At 66.9% G+C, this 22,799-nt stretch carries 20 protein-coding genes; 8 read left to right on the top strand and 12 right to left on the bottom strand.

Annotated features, from left to right (window positions below):
• The first annotated feature begins 66 nt into the window (after nucleotides 1–66).
• A complete protein-coding gene (locus ACI0FO_RS09340; protein ID WP_416026064.1) occupies nucleotides 67–831 on the top strand; it encodes an IclR family transcriptional regulator in 765 nt (254 codons plus the stop codon).
• On the opposite strand, the gene ACI0FO_RS09335 is transcribed toward ACI0FO_RS09340, so the two are convergent.
• Nucleotides 740–2,458 carry an FAD/NAD(P)-binding protein gene (locus ACI0FO_RS09335; protein WP_416026063.1) on the bottom strand — a complete coding sequence of 573 codons (1,719 nt, stop codon included), beginning with the start codon at nucleotides 2,456–2,458 and terminating at the stop codon, nucleotides 740–742. The two genes, ACI0FO_RS09340 and ACI0FO_RS09335, sit on opposite strands and share 92 nt — an antisense overlap.
• The gene (locus ACI0FO_RS09330; RefSeq protein WP_416026062.1) at nucleotides 2,455–3,420 is read right to left on the bottom strand and encodes a tripartite tricarboxylate transporter substrate binding protein; all 966 of its coding nucleotides are present in this window, start codon (nucleotides 3,418–3,420) and stop codon (nucleotides 2,455–2,457) included. The genes ACI0FO_RS09335 and ACI0FO_RS09330 overlap by 4 nt, the downstream gene beginning before the upstream one ends.
• 296 nt (nucleotides 3,421–3,716) lie before the next feature.
• Here ACI0FO_RS09330 and ACI0FO_RS09325 point away from each other — a divergent pair, with 296 nt between their 5' ends.
• Genes ACI0FO_RS09325 through ACI0FO_RS09305 form a run of 5 tightly spaced genes read left to right on the top strand, consistent with a single transcriptional unit; the run spans nucleotide 3,717 to nucleotide 8,705 of the window.
• Nucleotides 3,717–4,886 (top strand): CaiB/BaiF CoA transferase family protein, encoded by a 1,170-nt coding sequence (locus ACI0FO_RS09325; RefSeq protein ID WP_416026060.1) that lies wholly within the window; start codon nucleotides 3,717–3,719, stop codon nucleotides 4,884–4,886.
• Nucleotides 4,883–5,605, top strand: coding sequence for an enoyl-CoA hydratase/isomerase family protein (locus ACI0FO_RS09320; RefSeq protein ID WP_416026058.1), 723 nt, complete (start codon nucleotides 4,883–4,885; stop codon nucleotides 5,603–5,605). The genes ACI0FO_RS09325 and ACI0FO_RS09320 overlap by 4 nt, the downstream gene beginning before the upstream one ends.
• A 30-nt stretch (nucleotides 5,606–5,635) precedes the next feature.
• The gene (locus ACI0FO_RS09315; protein ID WP_416026056.1) at nucleotides 5,636–6,469 is read left to right on the top strand and encodes a CoA transferase subunit A; all 834 of its coding nucleotides are present in this window, start codon (nucleotides 5,636–5,638) and stop codon (nucleotides 6,467–6,469) included.
• Nucleotides 6,462–7,196 (top strand): CoA-transferase subunit beta, encoded by a 735-nt coding sequence (locus ACI0FO_RS09310; RefSeq protein ID WP_416026055.1) that lies wholly within the window; start codon nucleotides 6,462–6,464, stop codon nucleotides 7,194–7,196. Before ACI0FO_RS09315 ends, ACI0FO_RS09310 begins: the two co-directional genes overlap by 8 nt.
• A 9-nt stretch (nucleotides 7,197–7,205) precedes the next feature.
• Complete coding sequence (locus tag ACI0FO_RS09305; RefSeq protein ID WP_416026054.1) at nucleotides 7,206–8,705, top strand: class I adenylate-forming enzyme family protein; 1,500 nt, start codon at nucleotides 7,206–7,208, stop codon at nucleotides 8,703–8,705.
• Nucleotides 8,706–8,708: 3 nt separating this feature from the next.
• On the opposite strand, the gene ACI0FO_RS09300 is transcribed toward ACI0FO_RS09305, so the two are convergent.
• The 6 genes from ACI0FO_RS09300 to ACI0FO_RS09275 all read right to left on the bottom strand — a co-directional run bounded on the left by ACI0FO_RS09300 (nucleotide 8,709) and on the right by ACI0FO_RS09275 (nucleotide 15,966).
• On the bottom strand, nucleotides 8,709–9,617 hold the full coding sequence (locus ACI0FO_RS09300) for a GntR family transcriptional regulator (protein WP_416026052.1): 909 nt from the start codon (nucleotides 9,615–9,617) through the stop codon (nucleotides 8,709–8,711).
• A 5-nt stretch (nucleotides 9,618–9,622) separates the two neighbouring features.
• A complete protein-coding gene (gene pdxA / locus ACI0FO_RS09295; RefSeq protein ID WP_416026050.1) occupies nucleotides 9,623–10,675 on the bottom strand; it encodes a 4-hydroxythreonine-4-phosphate dehydrogenase PdxA in 1,053 nt (350 codons plus the stop codon).
• Complete coding sequence (gene dtnK / locus ACI0FO_RS09290) at nucleotides 10,672–11,889, bottom strand: D-threonate kinase (protein WP_416026048.1); 1,218 nt, start codon at nucleotides 11,887–11,889, stop codon at nucleotides 10,672–10,674. The genes pdxA and dtnK overlap by 4 nt, the downstream gene beginning before the upstream one ends.
• A complete protein-coding gene (locus ACI0FO_RS09285; protein ID WP_416026046.1) occupies nucleotides 11,886–12,914 on the bottom strand; it encodes a 2-keto-3-deoxygluconate permease in 1,029 nt (342 codons plus the stop codon). The genes dtnK and ACI0FO_RS09285 overlap by 4 nt, the downstream gene beginning before the upstream one ends.
• 139 nt (nucleotides 12,915–13,053) lie before the next feature.
• On the bottom strand, nucleotides 13,054–15,225 hold the full coding sequence (locus tag ACI0FO_RS09280) for a TonB-dependent siderophore receptor (protein ID WP_416026044.1): 2,172 nt from the start codon (nucleotides 15,223–15,225) through the stop codon (nucleotides 13,054–13,056).
• 207 nt (nucleotides 15,226–15,432) lie between these two features.
• On the bottom strand, nucleotides 15,433–15,966 hold the full coding sequence (locus ACI0FO_RS09275; RefSeq protein ID WP_416026042.1) for a MarR family winged helix-turn-helix transcriptional regulator: 534 nt from the start codon (nucleotides 15,964–15,966) through the stop codon (nucleotides 15,433–15,435).
• Between the two features lie 128 nt (nucleotides 15,967–16,094).
• Here ACI0FO_RS09275 and ACI0FO_RS09270 point away from each other — a divergent pair, with 128 nt between their 5' ends.
• Entirely contained in the window at nucleotides 16,095–17,069 is a 975-nt protein-coding gene (locus tag ACI0FO_RS09270; RefSeq protein WP_416026040.1) for a Bug family tripartite tricarboxylate transporter substrate binding protein, read from the top strand.
• A gap of 11 nt (nucleotides 17,070–17,080) precedes the next feature.
• Nucleotides 17,081–18,649, top strand: a complete 1,569-nt coding sequence (locus ACI0FO_RS09265; protein ID WP_416026038.1) for a sulfatase-like hydrolase/transferase — start codon at nucleotides 17,081–17,083, stop codon at nucleotides 18,647–18,649.
• Between the two features lie 19 nt (nucleotides 18,650–18,668).
• On the opposite strand, the gene ACI0FO_RS09260 is transcribed toward ACI0FO_RS09265, so the two are convergent.
• Genes ACI0FO_RS09260 through ACI0FO_RS09245 form a run of 4 tightly spaced genes read right to left on the bottom strand, consistent with a single transcriptional unit; the run spans nucleotide 18,669 to nucleotide 22,731 of the window.
• Complete coding sequence (locus tag ACI0FO_RS09260) at nucleotides 18,669–20,369, bottom strand: AMP-binding protein (RefSeq protein ID WP_416026036.1); 1,701 nt, start codon at nucleotides 20,367–20,369, stop codon at nucleotides 18,669–18,671.
• Nucleotides 20,370–20,385: 16 nt separating this feature from the next.
• Complete coding sequence (locus ACI0FO_RS09255) at nucleotides 20,386–20,976, bottom strand: chalcone isomerase family protein (RefSeq protein WP_416026034.1); 591 nt, start codon at nucleotides 20,974–20,976, stop codon at nucleotides 20,386–20,388.
• Nucleotides 20,940–21,485 carry a DUF4442 domain-containing protein gene (locus ACI0FO_RS09250; RefSeq protein ID WP_416026032.1) on the bottom strand — a complete coding sequence of 182 codons (546 nt, stop codon included), beginning with the start codon at nucleotides 21,483–21,485 and terminating at the stop codon, nucleotides 20,940–20,942. Before ACI0FO_RS09250 ends, ACI0FO_RS09255 begins: the two co-directional genes overlap by 37 nt.
• 46 nt (nucleotides 21,486–21,531) lie before the next feature.
• A complete protein-coding gene (locus tag ACI0FO_RS09245; protein WP_416026031.1) occupies nucleotides 21,532–22,731 on the bottom strand; it encodes an acetyl-CoA C-acyltransferase in 1,200 nt (399 codons plus the stop codon).
• Between the last annotated feature and the right edge of the window lie 68 nt (nucleotides 22,732–22,799).

Below are 22,799 nucleotides of genomic sequence, written 5' to 3'. Positions count from 1 at the left end.
GTAAGGCGCTGTTCGCGCGCGGCGTCTCATGCTATGTTCCCGTCCTAAATATTAGGAAAAAACAACATGGACAAGACGCTGCTGAAGGGGCTGATGGTGTTGGAGGCGGTGACCGATGTGGACAATCCGCCGCGCACGATCGATGCGCTGGCCGCGCGCGTCGGTCTCACCCGCAGCAATACGCACCGCACGTTGCAAACGTTGATCCACGCCGGCTACGTCATCAAGGACGATGACGGTGGGGGATACCGCGGCGCGGTGCGCCTGTTCGAATTGGCCGCCCGCCAACTTGCGCAATTGGACGTGCGCAAACTGGCTGCGCCGTTCATGCGCACGCTGGCCGACCAAACGGGTGAAACCGTTCACCTGTCCGTCTTGGACGGGTTTGACGTGGTCTATGTCGACAAGATCGACAGCCCGCAGCCCATCCGCGCCTATTCGATGGTAGGCGGGCGGGCGCCCGCCTATGCCGTGGCGACCGGCAAGGCCTTGCTTGCCTACCAGCCCGATGGTTATGTCGAGCGTTATGCTGAAAAGCTGGTGCGGCATACGCCATCGACCATCGTGTCCATGGCGCTGCTGAAAGACGAGCTGCGCAAGATCGCCCGCGCCGGCTATGCCGTGAATCGCGGTGAATGGCGGGAAGGGGTGGGCGGGCTGGCCGTGACGCTGTTCAACAGCCTGGATCAGCCCGTGGCGGCCGTCGGTATCTCGGGCCCGCTGGACCGCCTGAGCGCCGCTAGGATGAAGCAGTTGGCGCCGGATGTGTCGGCGTGCGCGCAGGCCATCTCGCAGGGGATGGGCTATCGGCGGGGCTTTCTGGACCAATAAGGGGCGGCTGGCACGTCAACGCGGCCGCGAGGCGCTGCGCTTGATCGCGCGCCAGCCGCGCGTTTACGTCCATGGATGTGGTCCAGAAATACGTGCCGCCCGCCAGGCTGCCCAGCACGGATATCCGTGGCAGCAGCGCGTCCTGCGCGTTTCTCAGGCAGCCGGTTGCGAAGTCCAGCGCCAGCCCGCCAAACGGATCGGGCCGGGCATGGCCGTCGCGCAACAACGCCGCCACCAGTGGATCGCGCGTGGCTCCGGCATCCACCGAAAAACTCGTGGCGTTGATCAGATAGCGGCTGGAATGCGTGGCGATGCCCGCTGCGCCCCGCAAGCGCGTGTGGAACAACTGGTCCGCCGGATCGTGGCGGCTGTCCACATAACCCGCGCGCACTTGCAGCTGCCCGCTTTGGAACAACGCTTGCAGCTTCAGCGCGTTGCGCATGGGGAAGGTGGCGCGCCGCGCCATCCACAGCGAGCGCCATTGCGATTGGAAGCGGCTGCGTTCCGCGTCGGGCATCAGGTGCCAGATCTGGTCCACTGCCGCATTGGTGGCAGCCGCCACGGCCTGCCAGGGGCGGGCCGCTTGTGATGAACGGCGTATCTCTTCGTCCAGCGCGGTTTGCGCATCCGCTTCCAGGCCCAGCACATCGTCTGTGTCCAAGGCGCCGCCTGCGGCCCGCACCTCGTCTTTCAACGCTTGAGCGATCACCGCCACCGACAGCGTGCCGCCGTGGCGCGCGGCCAGTTGCAAGGCGCCTTCACGGCTCAGGTGGCGCAGCGCCGCCGGCGGCTGGTTGTGGGGGCTGCGCACGGCGGGCAGGCGACCGTTACGGGACACGCAGAGGATGGGGCCGCGGTGGCCGGACTGCTGCAGGGCGGCGATGGCATCCACGGCGCTGAGACTGGTGCCCACGACGCACACCGAAGCGTCCCGGGCGATTGCGCCCGTCAGCGCGGAGACCGGGTAGGGGCTGTTGAAGTACCCCGGCGCGTCCTCCAGGTGCGGAAAGGCTTGTGACGGCAGGTTGCCGTTGCACAGCACCACATGGCGTGCCAGCCATGGCGCGCCGTGCTCGGGCGCCACGCGCACGGGGCCTGCGCCGGCGCCGACGCGGCGGTCGTCTAACCGCACATCGTCTACGCGCGCGGCGCCATCGTCCACCGGTGTCACGCTTTGCGCCCGGCTTTGCACGTGCGTGAGCGTGACGCCCAGCGATGACGCCAGCTCGCGGCAACGCGCGTGCACGGCGCGCAGGTAAGCACCGAATAAAGGACGCGGAAGAAAGTCCGAGGGGGCGACAGCGTCGACGCCATACGCGCGTAGCCAGGCGGGATCTTGTCCGCGCAGCCAGTCGACGAAGTCCATCCGCTGATCGGCCCGCGCCGACATGTTGCCGGCCGGAATATTGAGCAGGTTGCTGGGCAGGTCTTCCTGATAGGCCCCGCCTGGGCCGAGTTCGGCTTGCGGTTCGAAGAGCACGACGCGTAGCGGGCGATCGGCAAGCCTGGCGCCGTCACCTTGCAGCGCCAGCAGGAACTGGTACAAGAGACTGACCGCGACCGAGCCGCCGCCCACGATGGCAAGGTCCGCGGCCAACGGTTGGGGGAAAGGGCCGGCCGATGTCATTTGGCGGCCGACATGCGCACCACATCCGCCCAACGGGCCACTTCCTGCTTCAGCACGCGGCTGGTATCCGCCGGCGAGGTCGCCACGGCATCGGCGCCCAGCTTCAGCGCGGCTTGTTGCACCGAGGCCATCGCAGCGGCTTTCTGCATGCCCGCCGATAACTTGTCGACGACGGCGGGCGGCGTGCCGGCGGGCGCCAGCAACGCATAGGTGGTGGCCACCGAATAGTCCTTCACGCCTTGCTCCATCAACGTGGGCAGATCGGGCAGGGCGGTGGCTCGCGTGGACGTGGTCACCCCCAGCAGCCGGATCTTGCCGCTGGCGACTTGCGGCAATAGGGCCGGCAGGGTTTCGATGACCATGTCGATCTGGCCGCCCAGCAAGTCGGTGATGGCCGGGCCGCTGCCGCGATAGGGCACATGCATCAGACGCGTACCGGTCACCACCTGGAACAGTTCGCCGGCCATGTGTTGCGACGTGCCGGGGCCGGCCGAGCCAAAGGTGATGGTGCCGGGCTTGCTTTTGGCCAACGCGATCAGCTCTTGCACCGTCGTGGCGGGCACCTTGCTGTTCACGGCGACCGCCATCGGCATGCTGGTGGCCATCGATACGCCGATGAAGGCCGTGGCGAAGTCATAGCCCGGCTTGTCCGGCATGGCGGCGTGGATGGCGTGGCTGCCCACGGCGCCCATCAATAGCGTGTAGCCGTCGGGGGGAGATTTGGCGACGTATTCCGCGCCGATCTCGCCGCCCGCGCCCGCCTTGTTTTCAACCACCACGCCTTGTCCCAGGAAGTCCCCCAGGTGTTGCGCATAGATGCGCGCGGCGGCATCCGTGGCGCCGCCAGGCGGAAACGGCACGACCATGCGCACGGGTTTCGACGGCCAGGTCTGAGCGGGGGCGGGGCTGGCGGCCAGGGCCAGGACAGCGCCGGCAAGGGCAATGCGCCACGTTTGCTTCATGGGAGTCTCCTTGGTGGCGGGTCGTCATGCACGGGCGCCCGCGGTTGCGGTGGCTTTCGGTGCTGCGACCCTGTTCTATAAATCCTAAAATATAGGACTCGTATTCCAATAAATGGCTTACGTAGAATTCCACACGGTGATATGCTGGTCAACAATTAAGCGGCTGTCCTAGGGATTGCACTAGGAAAAATGAGCGGGTGCTGCGCATCCGTCCGGCATGATGCCATCCGGAAAGGCGCGCTCTTATAATATTTTCTGCATCCTAAATATTGAATTTTCATAACGAGAGGTCAGACATGACACCCAGTTCGGCACTTGCCGGCATCACGGTGCTGGAAATTTGCAATGTTGCGGCGGGACCGTTTTGCGGCATGTTGTTGGCGGATATGGGCGCCGACGTCATCAAGGTCGAGAACCCCGAAGGCGGCGACACGCTGCGCAGCTGGCCGCCGATTTCCGACGGCTACAGCGAGAATTTCGCGTCGTTGAACCGCAACAAGAAATCCGTGACGCTGAACCTGAAAGACCCCGCCGACCTGGCCTTGGCGCGCGAGTTGGCGCTGACCGTCGACGTGCTGATCGAAAACAATCGGCCGGGCGTGATGGACCGCCTGGGCCTGGGCTATGCGCAGCTGCGCGAGGCCAATCCCAAGCTGGTCTATTGCTCGATCTCGGCCTACGGCCAATCGGGTCCGCGTTCGCAGGAAGGCGGCTTCGACCTGACCATCCAGGCCATGAGCGGCATCATGAGCGTGACCGGTGAAGCGGGCGGCGAGCCCGTGAAATGCGGCGTGCCGGTGGCGGACTTTTCGGCGGGCCTGTATGGCGCCTTCGCCATCGCTTCGGCATTGCGCGCGGCGCAAGCCAGCGGGCAAGGCACGCATATCGACGTGCCGATGCTGGGCGCCACGCTGGGCATCGCGGCCTTGCAGACATCGGAATTTTTCGGTAGCGGCAAAGACCCCGTCAAGCTGGGGTCGGCACATCCGCGCAACGCGCCATACCAGGCGTTCCGCTGCCAGGGCGGCTACTTTGGCATGGCCGCGGGCAACCAGGCATTGTGGAAGAGCGTGTGCGCGACCGTGGGGCGCGAAGACCTGCTGGCCGATCCGCGCTTTACCGATACCAGCGCCCGCGCTCGCAACCAGACCGCGCTGCGCGAGATTCTGGAAGCCATCTTCGCCACCGACGACGCGCAGACCTGGCTGAGCCGGTTCCGCGCCGCCGGCGTGCCTTGCGCCCCGATCAATACGTATTCCGAAGTGCTGGCGGACCCGCAAGTGGAGCACATGGGTTGGGTGCAACCGGTGGAATTGCCCAACGGCGTGCAGACGCGCACCTTTGGCCTGCCGGTGCGGTTTGACGGGCAGACCACGGCGTTGCGTCTGCGCCCGCCTGCGCTGGGCGAGCACAACGATGAGGTGCTGGGCGCCCTGCGCGCCGCCAAGAAGGGAGTGGCGGCATGAGCGGCGTCCTCCGTATCGACAAGCAGGGCGCGTGCCATGTGTTGACGCTGACGCGCGCCGAGAAGATGAATGCGCTGTCCGCCGAATTGGTGGACGCGCTGATCGCCGCGCTGGACCAGGCAGAGTCGCAAGGCGCCACGTTGATCGTGCTGAAGGGCGAGGGAAAGAATTTCAGCGCCGGATTCGACTTCGGCGATTGGCAAGCGCAAAGCGAGGGCGACCTGTTGCTGCGCTTCGTGCGCATCGAGACCTTGCTGCAACGGCTGGCGGCATCCCCGTGCCTGACGATGGCGTTGGCGCACGGGCGCAATTTCGGCGCGGGCGTCGACCTGTTCGGCGCTTGCAAATGGCGCATCAGCGCACCGGACGCTACGTTCCGCATGCCGGGCCTGAAGTTCGGCCTGGTGCTGGGCACGCGCCGCTTCGCCGCGCTGGTGGGCGCCGAGCGTGCCCGCGCGGTGCTGGAGCAGGCCGCGACGTTCAGTGCGGAAGAGGCGTTGCGCGATGGTTTCGCCAGCCGGCTTGCCCCGGTGCCGGAATGGCCCCAGGTCGAGCAGCAGGCGGTGGACGCGGCCGGTGCGTTGACGGACGCCAGCCGTATCCAGCTGTATGCGGCGCTGTCGCTTGAGACGCCGGACGCCGACCTGGCGCGCTTGGTGCGCTCGGCCGCCGCGCCCGGATTGAAGGACCGCATCGCCGCCTATCTGCAAGCGCGCTAGCGGCACGAAGAATCAGCAGGGAGGAAGACAATGGCTTCGGGTTTCAACCAAAAGAACAAGCAGTGCTCGGTGGCGGAGTTGGCGGCGCTGGTGCCGAACGGTGCGTCCATCGCGCTGGGCGGCAGCTTTCTGCACCGAGGGCCGTTCGCGTTCGTGCGCGAACTGATCCGCCAGGGCAAGCGGGATCTGGAACTGATCAAGCAATCGCCCGGATACGACGTGGACATCCTGTGCCGCGCCGGCGTGCTGCGCCGCGTGCGCGCGGGCATCGTGGCGATGGAGGGCAACTTCGGCCTGGCGCCATGGTACCGGCGTGCCGTGGAACGGCGCGAGATCGAACTGGAGGAACATGCCTGCGCCAGCCTGACGGCCGGACTGCGGGCGGCGGCGTTCGGCGTGCCGTTCCAGCCCTGCGGCGGCCTGCACGGCAGCGGGCTGCCGGCGCTTAACGGCTGGGCGTGTCTGGACGACCCCTACGGCAGCGGCCAGAAGACCTACGTCGTGCCCGCGATTCGTCCGGATTTCGCCGTGATCCAGGCATCCGAAGTGGATACGCTGGGCAACGTGCGCGTGCACGGCACGGCGCACTGGGACCGCATCATGTCGCGGGCCGCAGGAAGCGTGCTGGTCGTGGCCGAGAAAGTGGTGGACAGCGCAGTGTTCGAAGCGCAACCGGAATCCACGTTGGTGCCGTATTTCATGGTGCAGGCCTACGCAGTGGCGCCGGGCAGCGCCTGGCCCGGATCGTGCTGGCCGGACTATGCCATCGACTATCCGGCGGTGGAGGCGTACATGGACAAGAACAGCGATCTGCAAGCGCACCTGGCCGCGGCGCCCGAAGCGCAAGGGGGAAATCATGGCTGAGCAATGGTCGGGCTTTTCGTACATCGTCACGAATCTGGCGCGTTTCATCCGCCCCGACGAAATCACGTTCAGCGGCGTCAATTCCACGATGCCGATGTTGGCGTGCCTGCTGGCCAAGCGCGCTTACGACTGGGATTTCGTCTACATCAACGTGGCGGGCGGCGTGAACCCGCGGCCGTCGCATATTCCGATATCCAGCTCTGATCCGGTGTTGGCCGAGCATACGGCGTCGATCTTCTCGAACGAGGATTTCTACGATCTTTGCACGCGCGGCCGCATGGACCTGACTTTTCTGGGCGCGGCGCAGATCGACGGCGCGGGCTGCGCCAACAATTCCTGCATTGGCGATTGGCACGAACCGAAGGTCCGTCTGCCCGGTGGCGGCGGCGGGGCGGTGATGCTGCCCACTGCCCGCCGCGCGTGCACATGGCGCACGGAACACTCGCGCCGCACCTTCGTGCAGAAGCTGGACTTCATGACGTCCTGGGGCGGGTTCCACGGCGTGGTCACGCCCATCGCCGTGTTCGTGAAGCGCGACGGCAAGCTGGCGTTGCAGTCGTGGCATCCGGAATCCAGCCTGTCCGAAGTGCGCGAACGCACGGGCTTCGAGTTCGATGCGACGGGGGCCACGCCGTCGGAACCGCCGACGGCCGCCGAAGCCCGCGCGCTGCGCGAGCTGGACGCGGACGGCCAATTCGAACGCGACGCCGCCGTCGCGCTGCGCTAGGAGACCGCCATGACGATCGCCGAGGCCACGCTGGTGGCGGCATGCGAACGCGCGTGGCGTCAGCCCGAATGGGCGGCGCGTCCCGCCATCGTGACGGCCGAAGAAACGCTAAGTTATGCGGCGTTGCGTCGCCGTGTCGGGCAAGTGGCGGGCGGCCTGCGCGCCGCCGGGGTGCCGCGTGGCGGCTTCGTGGCCGTGGCGATGGAACGCTCGTTGGAGCAGGTGCTGGCCATTCTGGGCGTCATGGCGGCGGGAGCGTGCCCCTGCCCGCTGGAGCCTCGCCTGTCGGCCGAGGAAACCGCGCGCCGTGTGTCGGCCGTAGGGCTGGAATGGATGCTGCACGATGACGCCAATGCTGCCGTGGCGCAAGCTTGCGGCTTGCCCCCGTCGCGCTTGCTGGCCGCCGCCAATGTCGCGCAGGGGCCGGAAGACTGGACGGCTGGCGATCTGTCCGCCGCGGACCCCGGCCTGCTGCTGTTCACGTCCGGCAGCACGGGCAATCCCAAGGGGGTGCTGCTTAGCCACCGGGGCCTGGCGAACAATGCGCGCGGTGTGTTGGCGCACACGGGCCTGACGCCGGACGACCGCCTGCTGCACGTCATGCCGCTGCACCACACCAACGCGCTGAACAACCAGATATTCACGCCTCTGCTGGCGGGTGCCAGCGTGGCGCTGGCCGGCCGCTTCCGCGCGGATGACATGCCGGATCTGCTACGCGCGTTCCAGCCCACCATCATTACGGGCGTGCCCACCATGTACGCCCGCATGCTGGAATTGGAATTCGATCCGCAAAGCCTGGCGCGCCTGCGCTTTGCGCGTTGCGGATCGGCGCCGATCACCGAAGCGCTGCATCGGCGCATCGAGGCCTTCCTGGGCTGCCCGCTGGTGGTGTCCTATGGCTTGTCGGAAGCGACCTGCACGTCCACGATGAACCCGCCGGCGGCGCGGCGCGTGGGATCGGTGGGCACGGTGCTGGCCGGCCAGCGCGTGACGCTGCGGCTGCCGGACGGATCCGAGGCCGCGCCAGGCGGCGAAGGCGAAATCTGCATCGAAGGCGATAGCTTGATGCTCGGGTATCTGGGCGTGGGCGATGCGGATGGCGGCGCGCCGGCGCTGTTGCGCACCGGCGATCTGGGCCGTTTCGATGGGCAGGGTTACTTGAGCATCACGGGCCGCATCAAGGACGTGATCATCCGTGGCGGCGAGAACATTTCCCCCGCGCTGATCGAAGGCGTGGTGACGGGCTTGCCTGGCGTGGCCGCGTGCTGCGTCGTGGGCGCGCCGGACGAGGACCTGGGCGAAGTGCCCGTGGTCTTCGTGCAGCGCGATGGCGCATCGGTCGACGCGGCGGCAATTCAGGCAGAGGTGTTGGCGCGCCTGGGCCGCATCTATGTGCCCAGGGATGTTCGGTGGATCGAGCGCCTGCCGGAAAACGCCGTGGGCAAGGTGGATCGCAAAGCGCTGGCCCGCCAGGTGGCGGCAACCGCCGATCAGGCCGAAAGCGCCTGACGGTCAGGGCTGGCCGCGCAGCCGGGCCAGTTCGGCCGACAGTTCGGCCACCAGTGCCTGCGCGCGCGCCAGCGGATCCTGCCCCGGCGGGGCGACGGTATCGACGGGTTCGAGGGCGGCCTGCACCGGGGCGTCTTGCAGCCGGGGATGCACGCTTTCGTGGCCCACGCTGACGTCCACATCAAAAACCAACTGTTCGGCACGGTGCCACGTCGTGAACCATTCCAGCGGCCGGCCGTGCTGGTCCATGCCCTGGCCTTGCAGCATCAGCAACGGGGTGCCGGCTTGCGTGTCCAGCAACGTTGCCAGCGTGGCGTCGGCGGCGACGGCGCGGATCTGGTTGCGCCCCGCGCCGGGACGCAGGCCAAAGCGGCGGGTCAGCACGCCATGCAGGGAAGCGTCGGCAAGATCTTCGGCACGCAGGCCGGGCACGGCGTCGGCGGGCAGCCAGGTGCGCACATAGGCCAGCGGCGCATCGGCCACGTGGCGTAGCCGTTCCAGCATCAGCAATTGCGGCGTGCCGAAGAAGGCCGCTACGTCTTCGGGCGGTTCGGCCCGGGCGAAGGCCAGCACGCGGGTCTGCAAGGCCACGCCAGATTGGGCGAACTGTTCGTACAGGCCCGTGGAGCGCTGCACCAGCCGACGGTGCTCCTGGGGTGCCGCGACAGTCGCCGGGCGTCCGGTTTCGCGTTGAATCAGGCCTTCGGTGGCCAGCGCGGCCAAGGCCTGCCGCACCACGCTGCGCGCCACGCCAAAGCGGTCGCACAGCGCGGCTTCGCTGGGCAGCACGGCGCCGGCCGCAAGCTTGTTCGTCCGGATGTATCCCCGCAGCAGGGCCGCCACCTGCGCGTGCAGCGGGATATCGCCAGAGCGGTCAAGGATGGGCAATGCGTCGTGCGTGGCGGGCGCCATGGGAATCAACCTCCGGTTTGTGCCCGCGCAGTTTCCCATACATGCGTCCAGCCCGGGGCCAGATGCGCGGCGCGCTCGGCGGCCAGGATCAAGCTGTCTTCGCGGGCGATGCCCTTGCCTGCGATGTCGAAGGCAGTGCCGTGGTCGACGGAAACCCGCACGACGGGCAGGCCGACGGTGATGTTGACGCCGTCATCGCCATACACGGCCTTGAAGGGCGCATGGCCCTGGTCGTGGTAACAGGCAATCACGAACTGCCACTTGCCGCGCACGGCTTGCGGGAACAGGGCGTCGGCCGGGATCGGGCCGGCGGCCAGGATGCCGGCGGCGTTGGCCTCGGCCACGGCGGGCGCCAGGATGTCGGCGTCTTCGCTACCGAAGATGCCGTTTTCACCCGCGTGCGGGTTCAGGCCCGACACGGCGACCGGCTGGTCGCCGCGGCCCAGGGCCTTGGCGAACGAGCCCGCCAGGCGCAGCACGGCGCGCATGCGCGCGGGCGTCAGGTCTTCGATGGCCTGGCGCAGCGACACGTGCGTCGTGGCGTGGAAGATGTAGAGGTCGCCGGCCGACAGCACCAGCGAAAACGTCTTAACGCCGAACTCGTGCGCCAGCAGTTCGGTGTGGCCGGGCCATTTGTGGCCGGCGGCGTGCATGGCGGCTTTGTTCAGCGGTGCGGTGACAATGCCGTCGACCTCGCCGGCGCGCGCCAGGGCGCAGGCCGTGGTGACGAAGCGCACGGAACCATCGCCCGCGTCGGCGCTGATTTCGCCGAGTTTGACGTGAGCCAGCGACGGGCCGGCTTGCAGCACTTCGATCGTGCCGGGGGTGTTGGTGCAGTCGGTCGCGCGGTCCAGCTTGCGCACGATGGCGGGGTCGCCGCCCAGGCCGCGTACGGCGTTGACCATCACGTCGACGTCGCCGACCACCAGCAGGCGGGCCTTTTGGCGCAGTTCGTCATGGCCCATCAGCATCTTGGCCGTGATCTCCGGCCCGATGCCGGCCACGTCACCCAGGGTGACGGCCAGCAGCGGCAGCTTGTTCGGTTGGGGTTGTGTCATCGCTTGAATCTCCTGTCGCGGATCGCGCGCACGGCGCGAACCAGTACGTCTTCGGTGCCAAAGCCGCCGGCCTTGGTCACCACGGGCAGGCCTGCGGCCGTGCCCCCGGTCAACGTGCCAAGAGGCACGCCGCCCATCACTTCATCCACCAGCGCGATGCCGCGCGCGGCCAGTGCCACCAGCACGCTGCGCGCGCCGTCGCCGCCGGTGGCGACAACGCCCGCCGCCCGCGAGGTGGTGATCAATTGCGCCGCCAGGCTGCCCAGCCGGTCGGCGACTTTTTCAGAATCCAGGCCATCAAGCTGCCCTTCGGGCGCCAGCAGCAGCACGGTGCCCGCTTCGGCCGGGGCCTTGGCGTGGGCCTGCAACAGCGGTTGGGTCCATGCCTGCCACGCGGCGTCGTCGGCCAATTGGGCCAAGGTGGGCGTCCAGGTGTCGGCGCCGGAAGCCTTCAAGGCTGCCGCTTGCGCGCGCGCGGCGCTGTGCTGCGACGTGACTACGACGACGACGGGCGCCGTCTGGTCCGCGCCGGCCCACACGCGGGCCAATGGCACGGCAAGACCGCCGGCGCCCACGGGCAGGGCATGTTCGCCCAGCAAACCGATGGCGCGCGCCAGGCGTTCCAGGTCGGCGTCCGTGGCGGCGTCCACCACCACGGTGTGCCCCGCCTGGCGGATGCGGGCGGCCAGCGCTTCGGGCGTGTCGCCGTCTTGCGCCGCGACGTGGGCGCAGCCCAGCAGCGTGGGGATATGGCTTTCGGTCACCGGGGTGACCGGGTCCGTCGCGGCGGAGGTTGCGGTGACCGGCTTGCCGTTCACCATCAGTACGCCCTGTTCCACGGTGCGGCCGGTGGCTGGGAAGGCGGGGCAGATCACCGCCACCGTGTCCGGGCCCCAGGCATCGCGTGCCGCGTCGATCTCGGCCTTGAACGCGCCACGCAAGGTGGAATCCACCTTCTTGTACAGGCGCGATACGCCGGCCGCGCGCAGTTGCCGCACGTTTTGGTCGATGACGCGGGCCGCGTCGGCGGCGGGCAGGGCCCGGCTGTGGGTCGTCACGGCCAGCACTTCGACGCCGGCCGTGGCCGGGCCGGACAGCGCCTCCTCGGCGCCGCCGATGGACAGGTGGGTGCTCCAGCCGGCGCGGACGAATTGCACCGCGGTGTCGCCGGAACCGGTCAGGTCATCGGCGACGATGGCGATAGTGGGATTCAAAGAGCCTCTCCGCGGGCCTCGCCCAACATCGGCGTGCCGCTAGTCGTTTCCGCATCCTCGGATTTCAATTCACCGGCCCGCTTGAGGAAGTACGAGGCCAGGATCGGCGCCAGGATCGAACTGATCAACACGCACGCGGCCACTTGCGCGGTGGCGGTGGACACGTACTGCTGGAAGTTCGGGTCGGCGGCGGCCACCACGGCGGGCGTGGCGATGGCATTGCCAGCGGTGGTGCCCGCGGCGAAGCCCAGACCGCTCTTGCCGCCGCGGCGCAGGATCAGACGATAGCCCAGATAGACCAGGCCGCCCGTGATCGGGCTGATGATCAGGCCCAGGATCAGGCCGCTGATGCCGCCGCTGACGACGGCGCCCAGATTGATGCCGGTGCCCAGCGCGAAAGCGAAGAACGGGATGACGATGTTGGGCACGGGCTTGAGCACGTCGCGCCACTTGGGGTCCAGGTTGCCGACCACGACACCCAGCAGGAACGGCACCAGCGCCGCCACCAGGGCGATCATCGGAATGTCGGCCAGGCCCGAGGCGCCCAGGAACAGCAGGCTGAAGAAGGGGCCGTCGTTGACCGCGCTGGCGACATAGGCGCCACGGTCGCGGGCATCGCCGTACTGGCCGGTGTAGGCCAGCCACAAGCCGCCGTTGCTGTTGTCGAAGGCGGCCAGCAAGGCCAGGATGGACACGCCCAGCACGCCGTCCAGGCCGACATAGCTGCCCAGGATGATGATGAGGGTGGCGGGCACCAGCGTCTTCATCAGCAGGATGGTGCCGGCGGTAGCCAGGATGGGGCCGCCGGTGCGGGCGTTGACTTGCGTGCCGGTTGCGAAGATCAGCAGCGCGATCAGGGGCAGGGCGCTGTTCTTGAAGAGCGCGGTGGTGAAGCCGCCGATGGCCAGGGCGTCAGGGGCGAAGGTGCCGATCAGGGAGCCGAGGATCAGCGGCACAAGCATCAATCCGCCAGGGATCTTCTGCATGGTGCCAAAAAAAGGCGAACGGGAAGTTGCGGTCGACACTTGCTTGAGTCTCCAGGAAGGTTCTGGTGGGTTGCAGACGTTCGTTGATGCGTCTGTCACGGGTTGAAAACCGTAAGTGTACACCTGTACGTACAGCTAGTACGTACAGGTTTTCCCGTCCCGGAGGCCGATCCGTCGCTTAGAAGCGGTATGCCCCGCTCAGCATGACCGTGCGGCGCGCGCCATAGAAGCAGTCGCCCCGGTCCAGGCAGACGACCTCATAGGTGCGGTCCGCGATGTTGTTGATGTTCAGCGCGTAGCGCCACGGGCCATTGTCGTAGCTGACCATGGCGTCGAACAAGGTCACGGCAGGCGTCTGGGGGGCGCCGCCATCGCGGAACGCGCTCAGGTAGCGCACGCCGGCGCCCACCGCGAAGCCGGGTTGGCCGGCCAGGGCAAAGCGGTATTTGCCCCACAGGGACGCCATATGTTTGGGCAGGCCTTCCAACTGAGGGTCGACATCGGTGTAGATGTAGTTGGCGATCACGTCGATGTCTTTGGTGGCCCGGCCGCGCAGTTCCAATTCCACGCCGCGCGTGCGTGTCTTCCCCGCCTGGATCTGGTTGTTGGGATTGTTCGGGTCATTGGTCTGGCGGTTCTTTTCCCGCAGGTCGTAGGCGGCGGCCGTGAACTCGATGTCGGCGTCTTTCGGCATGTACTTGATGCCGGCTTCGACCTGCTTGCCGCGCATCGGCTTCCAGCGCTGGTCGTAGAAATCGGAACCCGCGATCGGCGTGAACGATTCGCTGTAGCTCAGATAGGGCGACCAGCCGTTGTCGGCGGCATACATCAGGCCGAAGCGCTTGGTCGTGGCGTAGTCGGTTTCCTTGTCTTGCCCGTCGATGCGGTTGTCGGCGCGGTCGCGCCGGATACCGGCCAGGAAAATCCAGTTCTTGTCGAATTTGATCTGGTCCTGCGCATAGAAGCCCAGTTGCTGCTGCTTCTGCTTTGGCGTGTCGGACAGCTCGTACTCGGGCAGGTTGCCGTACACCGGGTGGTACAGATTCAGCGGCGCGCCCAGGCCGGTAGCCGTCTGGCTGGTCTCGCGGTAATGCGAATAATCCATCCCGAGGATGACGGTGTGTTCCGTGCGGCCCCAGTTCAACTTGCCTTCGATGTTCTGGTCGGCCAGCAGCGTGCGCATGCGCGGCTTGTTGATGTAGAAAAAGCGGTCAGTGGTGGTCTGGGCGTCATCGATGTACGAATCGCCGCGCCGGTCGCCGTAGACGTTGGGATACAGCGACTGGTAATCGACCCGGCTGACCGTGTTGCGGAAGTTCTGGCGGAATTTCCACGTGTCGTTGAACTGATGTTCAAACAGCCAGCCCACGCTGAACTGCTCGGTATCGTAGGCGTCGAAACCCGGCTCGCTGACGAAGCGCCGGGTCGGGATGCGGCCGTTCGGGTTCTCTTGCACCGATCCGCTCCAGGGCAGGAACGATTGCGTGGTGCCGGACTTGTCCTTTTGCCACAGGGCCTGCAAGGTCAACGAGGTGGCGGCGCTGGGTTGCCACGTCAAGGAGGGCGCCAGCATCAGGCGGTCATCGGGCGCGTGCTGCACCTGTGTGTCGCTGTCGCGGCCCACCGCCACGACGCGGTACAGCCATTGGCCGTCTTCGGTCACGGGACCGGTCAAGTCGGCCTGGATCTCGCGTCGATTGTCGTTGCCCAACACCACGCCGATCTCGCGTTGCGCTTCGGCTTGCGGACGTTTGCTGACCAGGTTGACGATACCGCCCGTGCTGCCTTGGCCGTACAGCATGGACGACGGGCCGCGCAGCACCTCGACGCGTTCCATGCCGTAGATTTCCGTGCGCGGGTTGTTGTAGTTGAAGAACTGGCGCAGGCCGTCCAGGTATTGGGCAGGTTCCACCCCGCGGATCCGCACGTAATCGCCGCGGTTGTCCACGCCATAGGCGTTGGGCCGGACGCCGGCCGCGTAATTCATGGCGTCCTGCACGTTTTGCGACCCCTGGTCGACGATTTGTCCGCGCGGGATCACCGTGATGGCTTGCGGCGTCTCGGACAGCGCGGTATCGGTTTTGGTGCCGGTGGCGCTGCGCGTCGCTACGTAGCCGTCGACGGGGCCGGTCGCGGTTTCGCCCGTGCCGGTGACCTGCACGGCAGGCAGCACGGTGGGGGCGTCGGCGGCCGCGCCGGTCTGGGCGGGCTGCGCCTGCGCCGCGGCGCCCAGGCAGGCGGCAAGCAAGGCGGTGGCGGGCAAGAGGGTCTGCGGCCGCGCCCGGTGCGCGGTCGGATAACGATGGCGTTTCAAGAAAAGCTCCCCGGCGGCTGCTTGGCAGCCGATCATGTATAAGAATGACAACGATTATTATTATTAATGTAGGCGCTGCCGACGGCCAGGGCTGCCGCTGATCCCAGATGTAAAAAAGCCCTGCAAAAGGGTTCCGCCGGCACGGGCGCCGGCGAAAAAGCCCCGCACTATCAGCCGGTTGCGGCCCCACGCGGCGCGCATGCCGGGCTACCGGGAATGTTGGGGCAACGCGACAACGGGGCGTCAGGCGTAACGCGCGCGCCGCGTGCCGCCGTCGCGGCGGCTGGCTTTTTCCGTGACGATGTTGTCTTCCGCCATGCGGCGCCCGCGCTGTTCGATGCGGGCAAGGAAGTCGCGCAGCAGCGCGACTTCGCTATCGCTCAGGTCTTGCACCAGCAGGTCGTTCAGCCGCGAGACCTCGGGTAGCAGGGCCTGGTAGCGGGTAATGCCTTCGGGGGTGGCTTCCACGCGGACGACCCGGCGGTCGGCGCTGTCGTGAAGCCTGCGCAGCCAGCCCTTTTCGCACAGCGCCCCAAGGGTGCGAGAGGTGCGGGCCAGGTCCAGCTTGGCCGCCGCCGCCAATTCGGCCGAGTTCATGATGCCGCCCTCCACGGCGCAGGCCAGGATGCGCCATTCGCGGCGCGTGATGCCGAAGCGGCCCTCGCACATCCGCACAAAGACCGGGTTGGACTGGGACCAGGCCTGATACAGCCGGTACATCAGCATGTCCGCCAGATGGGGCGGGTCGGACGGGGGCGGGGATGGCGTGGCGCGCATATCTTTATGGAAAGTCCTGGATTAGATCAACCAACGGCCGCGTTGCTACAGTCCATTCACTCATTCGGGTATCGGCCAGGCATGAATAACCATAACCGACAGCGGGCCACTGTCTCCAGGAGAAGACAATGCGTAAATGGATGACGGGCGCCCTCGTGGCGACGGCGTTGACGGGGGCGGCCTCGCTGGCCTGTGCGCAGCAGGCGCCCTTGGACGGCCCGCTGACCATCGTGGTCGGCTATCCGCCGGGCGGCAGTTCGGACCGCATCGCGCGCCTGGTGGCGGACCGCTTAAAGGACCGGGTAGGCGTGTCGGTGGTGGTCGAGAACAAGACCGGCGCCGGTGGCCGCATCGCGGCGCAGGGGTTGCGCGCGGCCCCTGCCAGCCAGAACGTGCTGATGCTGGCCAACCCGGCGGTCATGGTGGTGGCGCCGCTGGTCTATGCCCAGCCTGGGTACGACGCCCAGCAGGACTTCAAGCCCGTGTCGCTGGCCAGCCGCTACAAATTCGCCCTGGCGGTGCCGGCCAGTTCACCAATCAAGGACGTGGCGGCATTGCGCCAGTGGCTGCGCGCGAATCCCAAGCAGTTCACGGTGGGCGTGCCGGCCACGGGCAGCTTGCCGCACTTTTTTGCATTGATGCTGGGCCGCGAGATCAAGCAGGAGCCGGAAGTGGTCGGATACCGGGGGTCGGCGCCGCTGATCTCTGAACTGATCGGCGGCATCCTGCCGCAAGGCGTCGATACGCTGGACACCCTGTTGCCGCAGCACCGGGCCGGCAAGATCCGCATCCTGGCCACCTCCGGAGACACACGCGACGCCGACTTGAAGGACGTGCCCACCTTCAAGGAAAGCGGCGTGGACCTGGCGGCGGACGGCTGGAACGCCTTTTTCGCGCCGGCGTCGATGCCGCAGACCAAGATCGACCGGTTGGGCGCGGACATCGCCGCTGTTTTGCGCGAACCCGCCATGCAGGAAGCCGTGCGCGGCGCGTTCCTGGAGCCGGTTTCGATGGACGCCGCGGGCACCGCCGCCGCGCTGACCGCCTATCGCAAACAGTGGGAGCCCGTGGTGCGGGCCTCTGGCTTCACGGCCACGCAATGACGGAGACGGTAATGAGCCCCGTGCAGAATGTACTGTTCATCATGGCCGACCAGCTTCGGGCCGATCATCTAAGCTGCTATGGCCACCCCTATTTGCAAACGCCCAGCCTGGATGCGCTGGCCGCGCGCGGCGCGCGTTTCGACCGGGCCTTCGTGAACTCGGGCGTCTGCGGCCCTTCGCGCATGAGCTATTACACGGGGCGCTACCCGTCGCGCCATGGCGCCACCTGGAACCGCGTGCCGCTGTCGGTCAACGAGATCACGCTGGGCGAGTACCTGGCGGGGCAGGGGCGCGAGCTGGCGCTGGCGGGCAAGACCCACATCATTCCGGATAAGGCCGGCATGGAGCGGCTGGCCATCGACGGCGCCTCGGAACTGGGCGTGCTGCTGAGCCGCGGCGGCTTCACGGAGCTGGACCGCTACGACGGTCACCACACACCTGGCAAGGAAAGCGGTTATCCCGCCTTCCTGCGCCGCCACGGCTACGACAGCGCAGACCCGTGGACCGATTACGTGATCGCGGGCGTGGATGCCAGCGGCCAAGTGGTCAGCGGATGGAACATGCGCAACGTGCATCTGCCGTCGCGCGTGGCCGAACCCCATTCCGAGACCGCGTTCATGACGGACCAGGCGCTGGACTTCATGAAGCGGCGCGGCAGCCAGCCCTGGGTGCTGCACCTAAGCTACGTCAAACCGCACTGGCCCTACATGGCGCCAGCGCCCTACCACAATCGCTATACCGCCGATCAATGCCTGCCGGTGCGGCGCAATCGCGAAGAGCTGGTGGATGCGCACCCGGTCGTGGCCGCGTACCGCCAGCAGGAAGAAAGCGTCAGCTTTTCCACGGACGAATGCGTGCGCGTGGTCCGGCCCGCCTATCAAGGCCTGATCCGGCAGCTGGACGACCACCTGGGCCGGCTGTTCGACTACATGGAAAGCGCGGGGCTGATGAAGAACACGCTGATCGTATTCACGGCGGATCACGGCGACTTCCTGGGCGACCATTGGCTGGGCGAGAAAGAGCTGTTCTACGACACCGTGCAGCGGGTCCCCTTCATCGTGATGGACCCATCGGGCGCGGCCGACGCCACGCGCGGCCGCGTGCTGACGGACATGGTCGAGAGCGTGGACGTGGTGCCGACCGTGCTGCGGGCATTGGGCACGCCGGGACCCGGCCATCGGCTGGAAGGCCGCGAATTGCAGACACTGCTGCATGGCCGCGACGCCGCCACGCCCTGGCGGGATTGTGTGTTTTCCGAGCTGGACTACAGCTTTCGCCAAGCGCGCGTGCTGCGCGGCAAGACGCCGCAGAACGCGCGCGCCTGGTCGGTTCGGACCGGCCGCTGGCGCTACGTACACTGGCTGGATGAGCCGGAGCAGCTCTTCGATCTGCACGCCGACCCGGATGAATTCCAGGACCTGGGCACCAGCAGCGCGCATGCAGGCGTGCGCGCGGAACTGCGCGAACGCCTGCTGGACTGGATGCTGCGCGGCAAACGCCGCACCACGATCAGCGACGAGGCCGTGGAAAAAGCCACCAACGCGCATAAGCGGGCGGGTGTGTTTTTCGGGCAGTGGTAAGGGCGGCGGGCCGGATCTGCTAGAGGGCGGCTTGGGTTTGCGGCGAAGCCGCCGCCTGCTGCGCCTCTGGCTTTAACTCGCGCCGCAGGATCTTGCCGACGTTGGTGCGTGGCAGATCGTCGCGGAACTCCACGTAGCGCGGCACCTTATAGCCCGTGAGTTGCGTGCGGCAATGGGCAATCAGCGTTTCCGCGTCCAAGCCTGGATCCTTGCGGATCACGTACAGCTTCACCGCTTCGCCCGAGCGTTCGTCCGGCACGCCGACGGCGGCGACTTCGCGCACGCCGGGATGCAGCGCGGCCGCGTCTTCGACCTCGTTGGGGTACACGTTGAATCCGGACACCAGAATCATGTCTTTCTTGCGGTCGATCAGGAACACGTAGCCGTCTTCATCGACGTAGCCGATGTCGCCCGTGCGCAGAAAGCCGTCCGGGTACATCACCAGCGCCGTCTCATCGGGCCGGTTCCAATAGCCTTGCGTGACCTGGGGGCCGCGCACGCAGATCTCGCCGCTTACGCCGATGCCTTGTTCTTCTCCGTCATCGTTGCGGATAGATATCTCGGTGGACGGCACCGGCAGGCCGATCGAGCCGGTGAAGACCTTGACGTCCAACGGATTGACGGTGACGGCAGGCGAGGTCTCGGTCAGGCCGTAGGCCTGCGCCAGCGATTTCCCCGTGACGGCGCGCCAGCGGTCGGCTACCGCGCGTTGCACCGCCATGCCGCCGCCCATCGTCAGGCGCAGGCGCGAGAAGTCCAGCTTGGCGAAATCCGGATGGTTAAGCAGCGCGTTGAATAGCGTATTGACCCCGGTGAAGGCGGAAAACGGCACCTTGCCCATTTCTTTGATCAGGCCGGGGATATCGCGAGGATTGATGATCAGCAGGTTGCTGGCGCCGATCTTCATGAAGGTCAGGCAGTTCGCCGTCAACGCGAAGATATGGTAGAGCGGCAGGGCCGTCACGATGCACTCTTCGCCGTCTTTCACCAGCGGTTTGATCCAGGCGTGGGCCTGGTTCAGGTTAGCAACCAGGTTGCCGTGCGTCAGCATTGCGGCCTTGGCCACGCCTGTCGTGCCGCCCGTGTACTGCAGGCAGGCCAGGTCGCGCTGGTCCAGCGGCACCTCCGTGAAAGGCGTGTTGCGGCCAGCCCGCAAGGCCTCGCCCAGACGGACGGCGCCCGGCAGCGACCAGGCCGGCACCATACGCTTGACGCGGCGGATCACGAAGTCCACCAGCCGGCCCTTGAGGGGGCCCAGCATTTCGCCGATGGAGGTCACCAGCACGCGTTCGATCGCGGTCTGGGGCAGGGCTTTCTGCAAGGTCGCCGCGAAGTTGTCCGCGACCACGATGGCGCGCGCGCCCGAGTCCGCCAACTGGTGTTCGAGTTCGTGCGCGGTATAGAGCGGATTGCAGTTGACGACGATGCAGCCCGCGCGCAACGCGCCGAACAGGCAGACCGGATATTGCAGCAGATTGGGCATCATCAGCGCGACACGGTCGCCTTTGCCCAGGCCGTTGGCGTGCAGCCATGCGGCGAAGTCGCGGGTCAGCGCGTCCAGCTCGGCGTAGCGGATCGACTTGCCCATGCTGAGGTACGCGGTTTTGTCCGCATAGCGGCGGCAACTGTCCCGCACGACCGAGACCAGCGTCGTCACGCCGTCCATTTCAATCTCTGCGGGTACGCCAGAGGGGTAGCTCTTGTGCCAGATTCGTTCCATCGTCGTGGGATTCCGCCTAATTGCCCAAGAGGGCTTTCTTCAGGGAGGCCTGCGCGGGATTGTCGCCCAGCCAGACGCGCAACAACGCGCGCGCGAAGTCGGGGTTGTCGAGCCTGCCCCGCTGCTTGCCGTTGGCGATGAGCGTGACGCCGCGGGCGTCGAAGTCCAGATCGACCACGTCGCCCGTCTTGGCCGTGCCGATGTCGGCCATCAGGCGGGACAAGCGGTCCGCCGGCTCTTTCAGCGCGGCAAGCTCCTGCTTGGGCGTATTGTCGCGCAGTCCCTCCTGCAACGCGTCATCCAGGCTTTTGCTGTCTACGTCGCGCAGCAACTGCAGCCGGATGCGGCGCGGCTCGGCGCTGTGGATCAACGCCTGGGCATCACTGCTCTTGGCAACGGTGTACAGCGCGGCGACGTAGACCTTCACGACGAACTTGGTGCGCACGCCCGCGCCGTTGAGCACGAGTGCGCGCGCGCCTTCAGACAGCTGTTGCGGCACGCGCACGCCCGCGACCTCCATGTCGGCGGCAAAGGCGGGCGCGCCAGCCAAGCTGGCGGCAAGCATGAAACTCAGGGCGGCGGATCGCCTTCCAGAGATGGGATGCATGGGTCTCCTCCTGTGTTCTTTCGCTTGTAGAACTTTTTGTCGGCGATATAGATCGTGCGTTCCACGACGGCATAGACGACGCCGTCCTTGTCCTTCAATTCCACCGTGTAGGTCCGGGTGGTCTCGTGGTCGTGCGCGAGGATGCGGCGGATCTCGGCGATCTCCCCCGGGGGCAACCGGAAATCCACGTACAGCGTCGTGTAGGCGGGCTTGCGGTAGCGGATAGACGCCGCCTTGTCCCAGACGATGTGGTCCGCGCCCAGCGCGGACATCAGCATCGTGGGGTGCGCGCCGTCCGTCACCGCAAACAGCGATCCGCCGTACATCGAGCCGACGATGTTGCGCGTGCGCCGCAGCAAGGGAAGCTTGATGCGGATGTGCTGGAAATCCGGCGACACGTGCAATACACGGCCGCCGGTGGCGCGGAACGCCGGGTGCAGGTTGAAGCCCACCCGCATCAGGCGCGCGCGCCATTTCGGCGACAGGCTCTTGAACCAATAGGGCTTCACGTTTCGTCGGGCCTTTGTGTTGGCGGCTGAGGTTAAAGCGTCCGCATCACATCGTTTCGAACAGACCGGCCGCACCCATGCCGGTGCCGATGCACATGGTGACCAGCCCGTACTTGCCGCCCGTGCGCCGCAGGCCATGCGTGATCGTGGCCGTGCGGATCGCGCCGGTTGCGCCCAGTGGATGGCCCAGCGCAATGGCGCCGCCCAAGGGGTTGACCTTGGCCGGGTCCAGCTTCAGTTCGCGGATCACGGCCAGCGACTGCGCGGCGAAGGCTTCGTTCAATTCGATCCAGTCCAGCGCGTCCTGCGTAATGCCGGCGCGCTGAAGTACCTTGGGGATGGCGGCGATGGGGCCGATGCCCATGACTTCGGGCGGCACGCCCGCCACCGAAAAGCTGACAAAACGCGCCAGCGGGCTCAGGTTGAATTCGCGCAGGATGCGGTCGGAAACCAGGACTACCGCGGCCGCGCCGTCCGACATCTGCGAACTGTTGCCCGCAGTGACGCTGCCGCGCGCGGCGAACACGGGACGCAGGCGCGCCAGTGCTTCCGGGCTGCTGTCGGGGCGGGGGCCTTCGTCCACCTCGACCAGGCGGCGAACCACGCGGACGGCGCCGCTGGCGCCATCCGGCAGGTGCGACACCACTTCGAACGGCGTGGTTTCAGCGCGGAAATGGCCGGCGGCGATGGCGGCGCAGGCTTTCTGGTGCGAGGCCAGCGCAAAAGCGTCCTGATCCTCGCGCGAGACCTTCCAGCGTTCCGCGACTTTTTCACCGGTCAAGCCCATGCCGAAGGCCATGCCGATGTTCTCTTCGTGGGCGAAGATGGCCGGGTTCATCGAGACCTTGTTGCCCATGATCTGCGGCATCGCGCTCATGGATTCGGTGCCGGCGCCGATCATGATGTCGGCCTCGCCCATGCGGATGCGGGCGGCGGCGTCCGCCACGGCTTGCAGGCCCGACGCGCAGAAGCGATTGACCGTGACGCCGGCCACGCTTTGCGGCAGCCCCGCCAGCAACAGCCCGATGCGGGCCACGTTCATGCCTTGCTCGGCCTCGGGCATGGCGCAGCCGGCGATCACGTCCTCGATGCGGGCCGTGTCCAGCCCCGGCACCTGCGCCAACGCGCCGTTCAGCGCGGCGGCCAGCATATCGTCGGGACGAGTGGTGATGTAGGCGCCGTTGCGCTTGCCCACCGGCAAGCGCGTGGCGGCGACGATGTAAGCGTCCTGAATCTGCTTGCTCATGTTCAATTCCTCATATCTCTACAACGAGACAATCAACAGCGAAACCCATAAACCCCGCTTCCCAAAGC

It is taken from the genome of Achromobacter marplatensis (assembly GCF_049060505.1).
In the GTDB taxonomy this organism is placed as follows: Bacteria; Pseudomonadota; Gammaproteobacteria; order Burkholderiales; family Burkholderiaceae_B; genus Achromobacter; species Achromobacter marplatensis_A.
Note: the sequence above shows the minus strand (reverse complement) of the source record. Positions and strands in the feature narration are given on the sequence as shown.

Bases quoted from the DNA above. Each gene is read 5' to 3' on its own strand.
- ACI0FO_RS09340 (WP_416026064.1), top strand. From the start codon at position 67: ATGGACAAGACGCTGCTGAAGGGGCTGATGGTGTTGGAGGCGGTGACC.
- ACI0FO_RS09335 (WP_416026063.1), bottom strand. From the start codon at position 2,458: ATGACATCGGCCGGCCCTTTCCCCCAACCGTTGGCCGCGGACCTTGCC.
- ACI0FO_RS09330 (WP_416026062.1), bottom strand. From the start codon at position 3,420: ATGAAGCAAACGTGGCGCATTGCCCTTGCCGGCGCTGTCCTGGCCCTG.
- ACI0FO_RS09325 (WP_416026060.1), top strand. From the start codon at position 3,717: ATGACACCCAGTTCGGCACTTGCCGGCATCACGGTGCTGGAAATTTGC.
- ACI0FO_RS09320 (WP_416026058.1), top strand. From the start codon at position 4,883: ATGAGCGGCGTCCTCCGTATCGACAAGCAGGGCGCGTGCCATGTGTTG.
- ACI0FO_RS09315 (WP_416026056.1), top strand. From the start codon at position 5,636: ATGGCTTCGGGTTTCAACCAAAAGAACAAGCAGTGCTCGGTGGCGGAG.
- ACI0FO_RS09310 (WP_416026055.1), top strand. From the start codon at position 6,462: ATGGCTGAGCAATGGTCGGGCTTTTCGTACATCGTCACGAATCTGGCG.
- ACI0FO_RS09305 (WP_416026054.1), top strand. From the start codon at position 7,206: ATGACGATCGCCGAGGCCACGCTGGTGGCGGCATGCGAACGCGCGTGG.
- ACI0FO_RS09300 (WP_416026052.1), bottom strand. From the start codon at position 9,617: ATGGCGCCCGCCACGCACGACGCATTGCCCATCCTTGACCGCTCTGGC.
- pdxA (WP_416026050.1), bottom strand. From the start codon at position 10,675: ATGACACAACCCCAACCGAACAAGCTGCCGCTGCTGGCCGTCACCCTG.
- ACI0FO_RS09280 (WP_416026044.1), bottom strand. From the start codon at position 15,225: ATGATCGGCTGCCAAGCAGCCGCCGGGGAGCTTTTCTTGAAACGCCAT.
- ACI0FO_RS09275 (WP_416026042.1), bottom strand. From the start codon at position 15,966: ATGCGCGCCACGCCATCCCCGCCCCCGTCCGACCCGCCCCATCTGGCG.
- ACI0FO_RS09270 (WP_416026040.1), top strand. From the start codon at position 16,095: ATGCGTAAATGGATGACGGGCGCCCTCGTGGCGACGGCGTTGACGGGG.
- ACI0FO_RS09265 (WP_416026038.1), top strand. From the start codon at position 17,081: ATGAGCCCCGTGCAGAATGTACTGTTCATCATGGCCGACCAGCTTCGG.
- ACI0FO_RS09260 (WP_416026036.1), bottom strand. From the start codon at position 20,369: ATGGAACGAATCTGGCACAAGAGCTACCCCTCTGGCGTACCCGCAGAG.
- ACI0FO_RS09255 (WP_416026034.1), bottom strand. From the start codon at position 20,976: ATGCATCCCATCTCTGGAAGGCGATCCGCCGCCCTGAGTTTCATGCTT.
- ACI0FO_RS09245 (WP_416026031.1), bottom strand. From the start codon at position 22,731: ATGAGCAAGCAGATTCAGGACGCTTACATCGTCGCCGCCACGCGCTTG.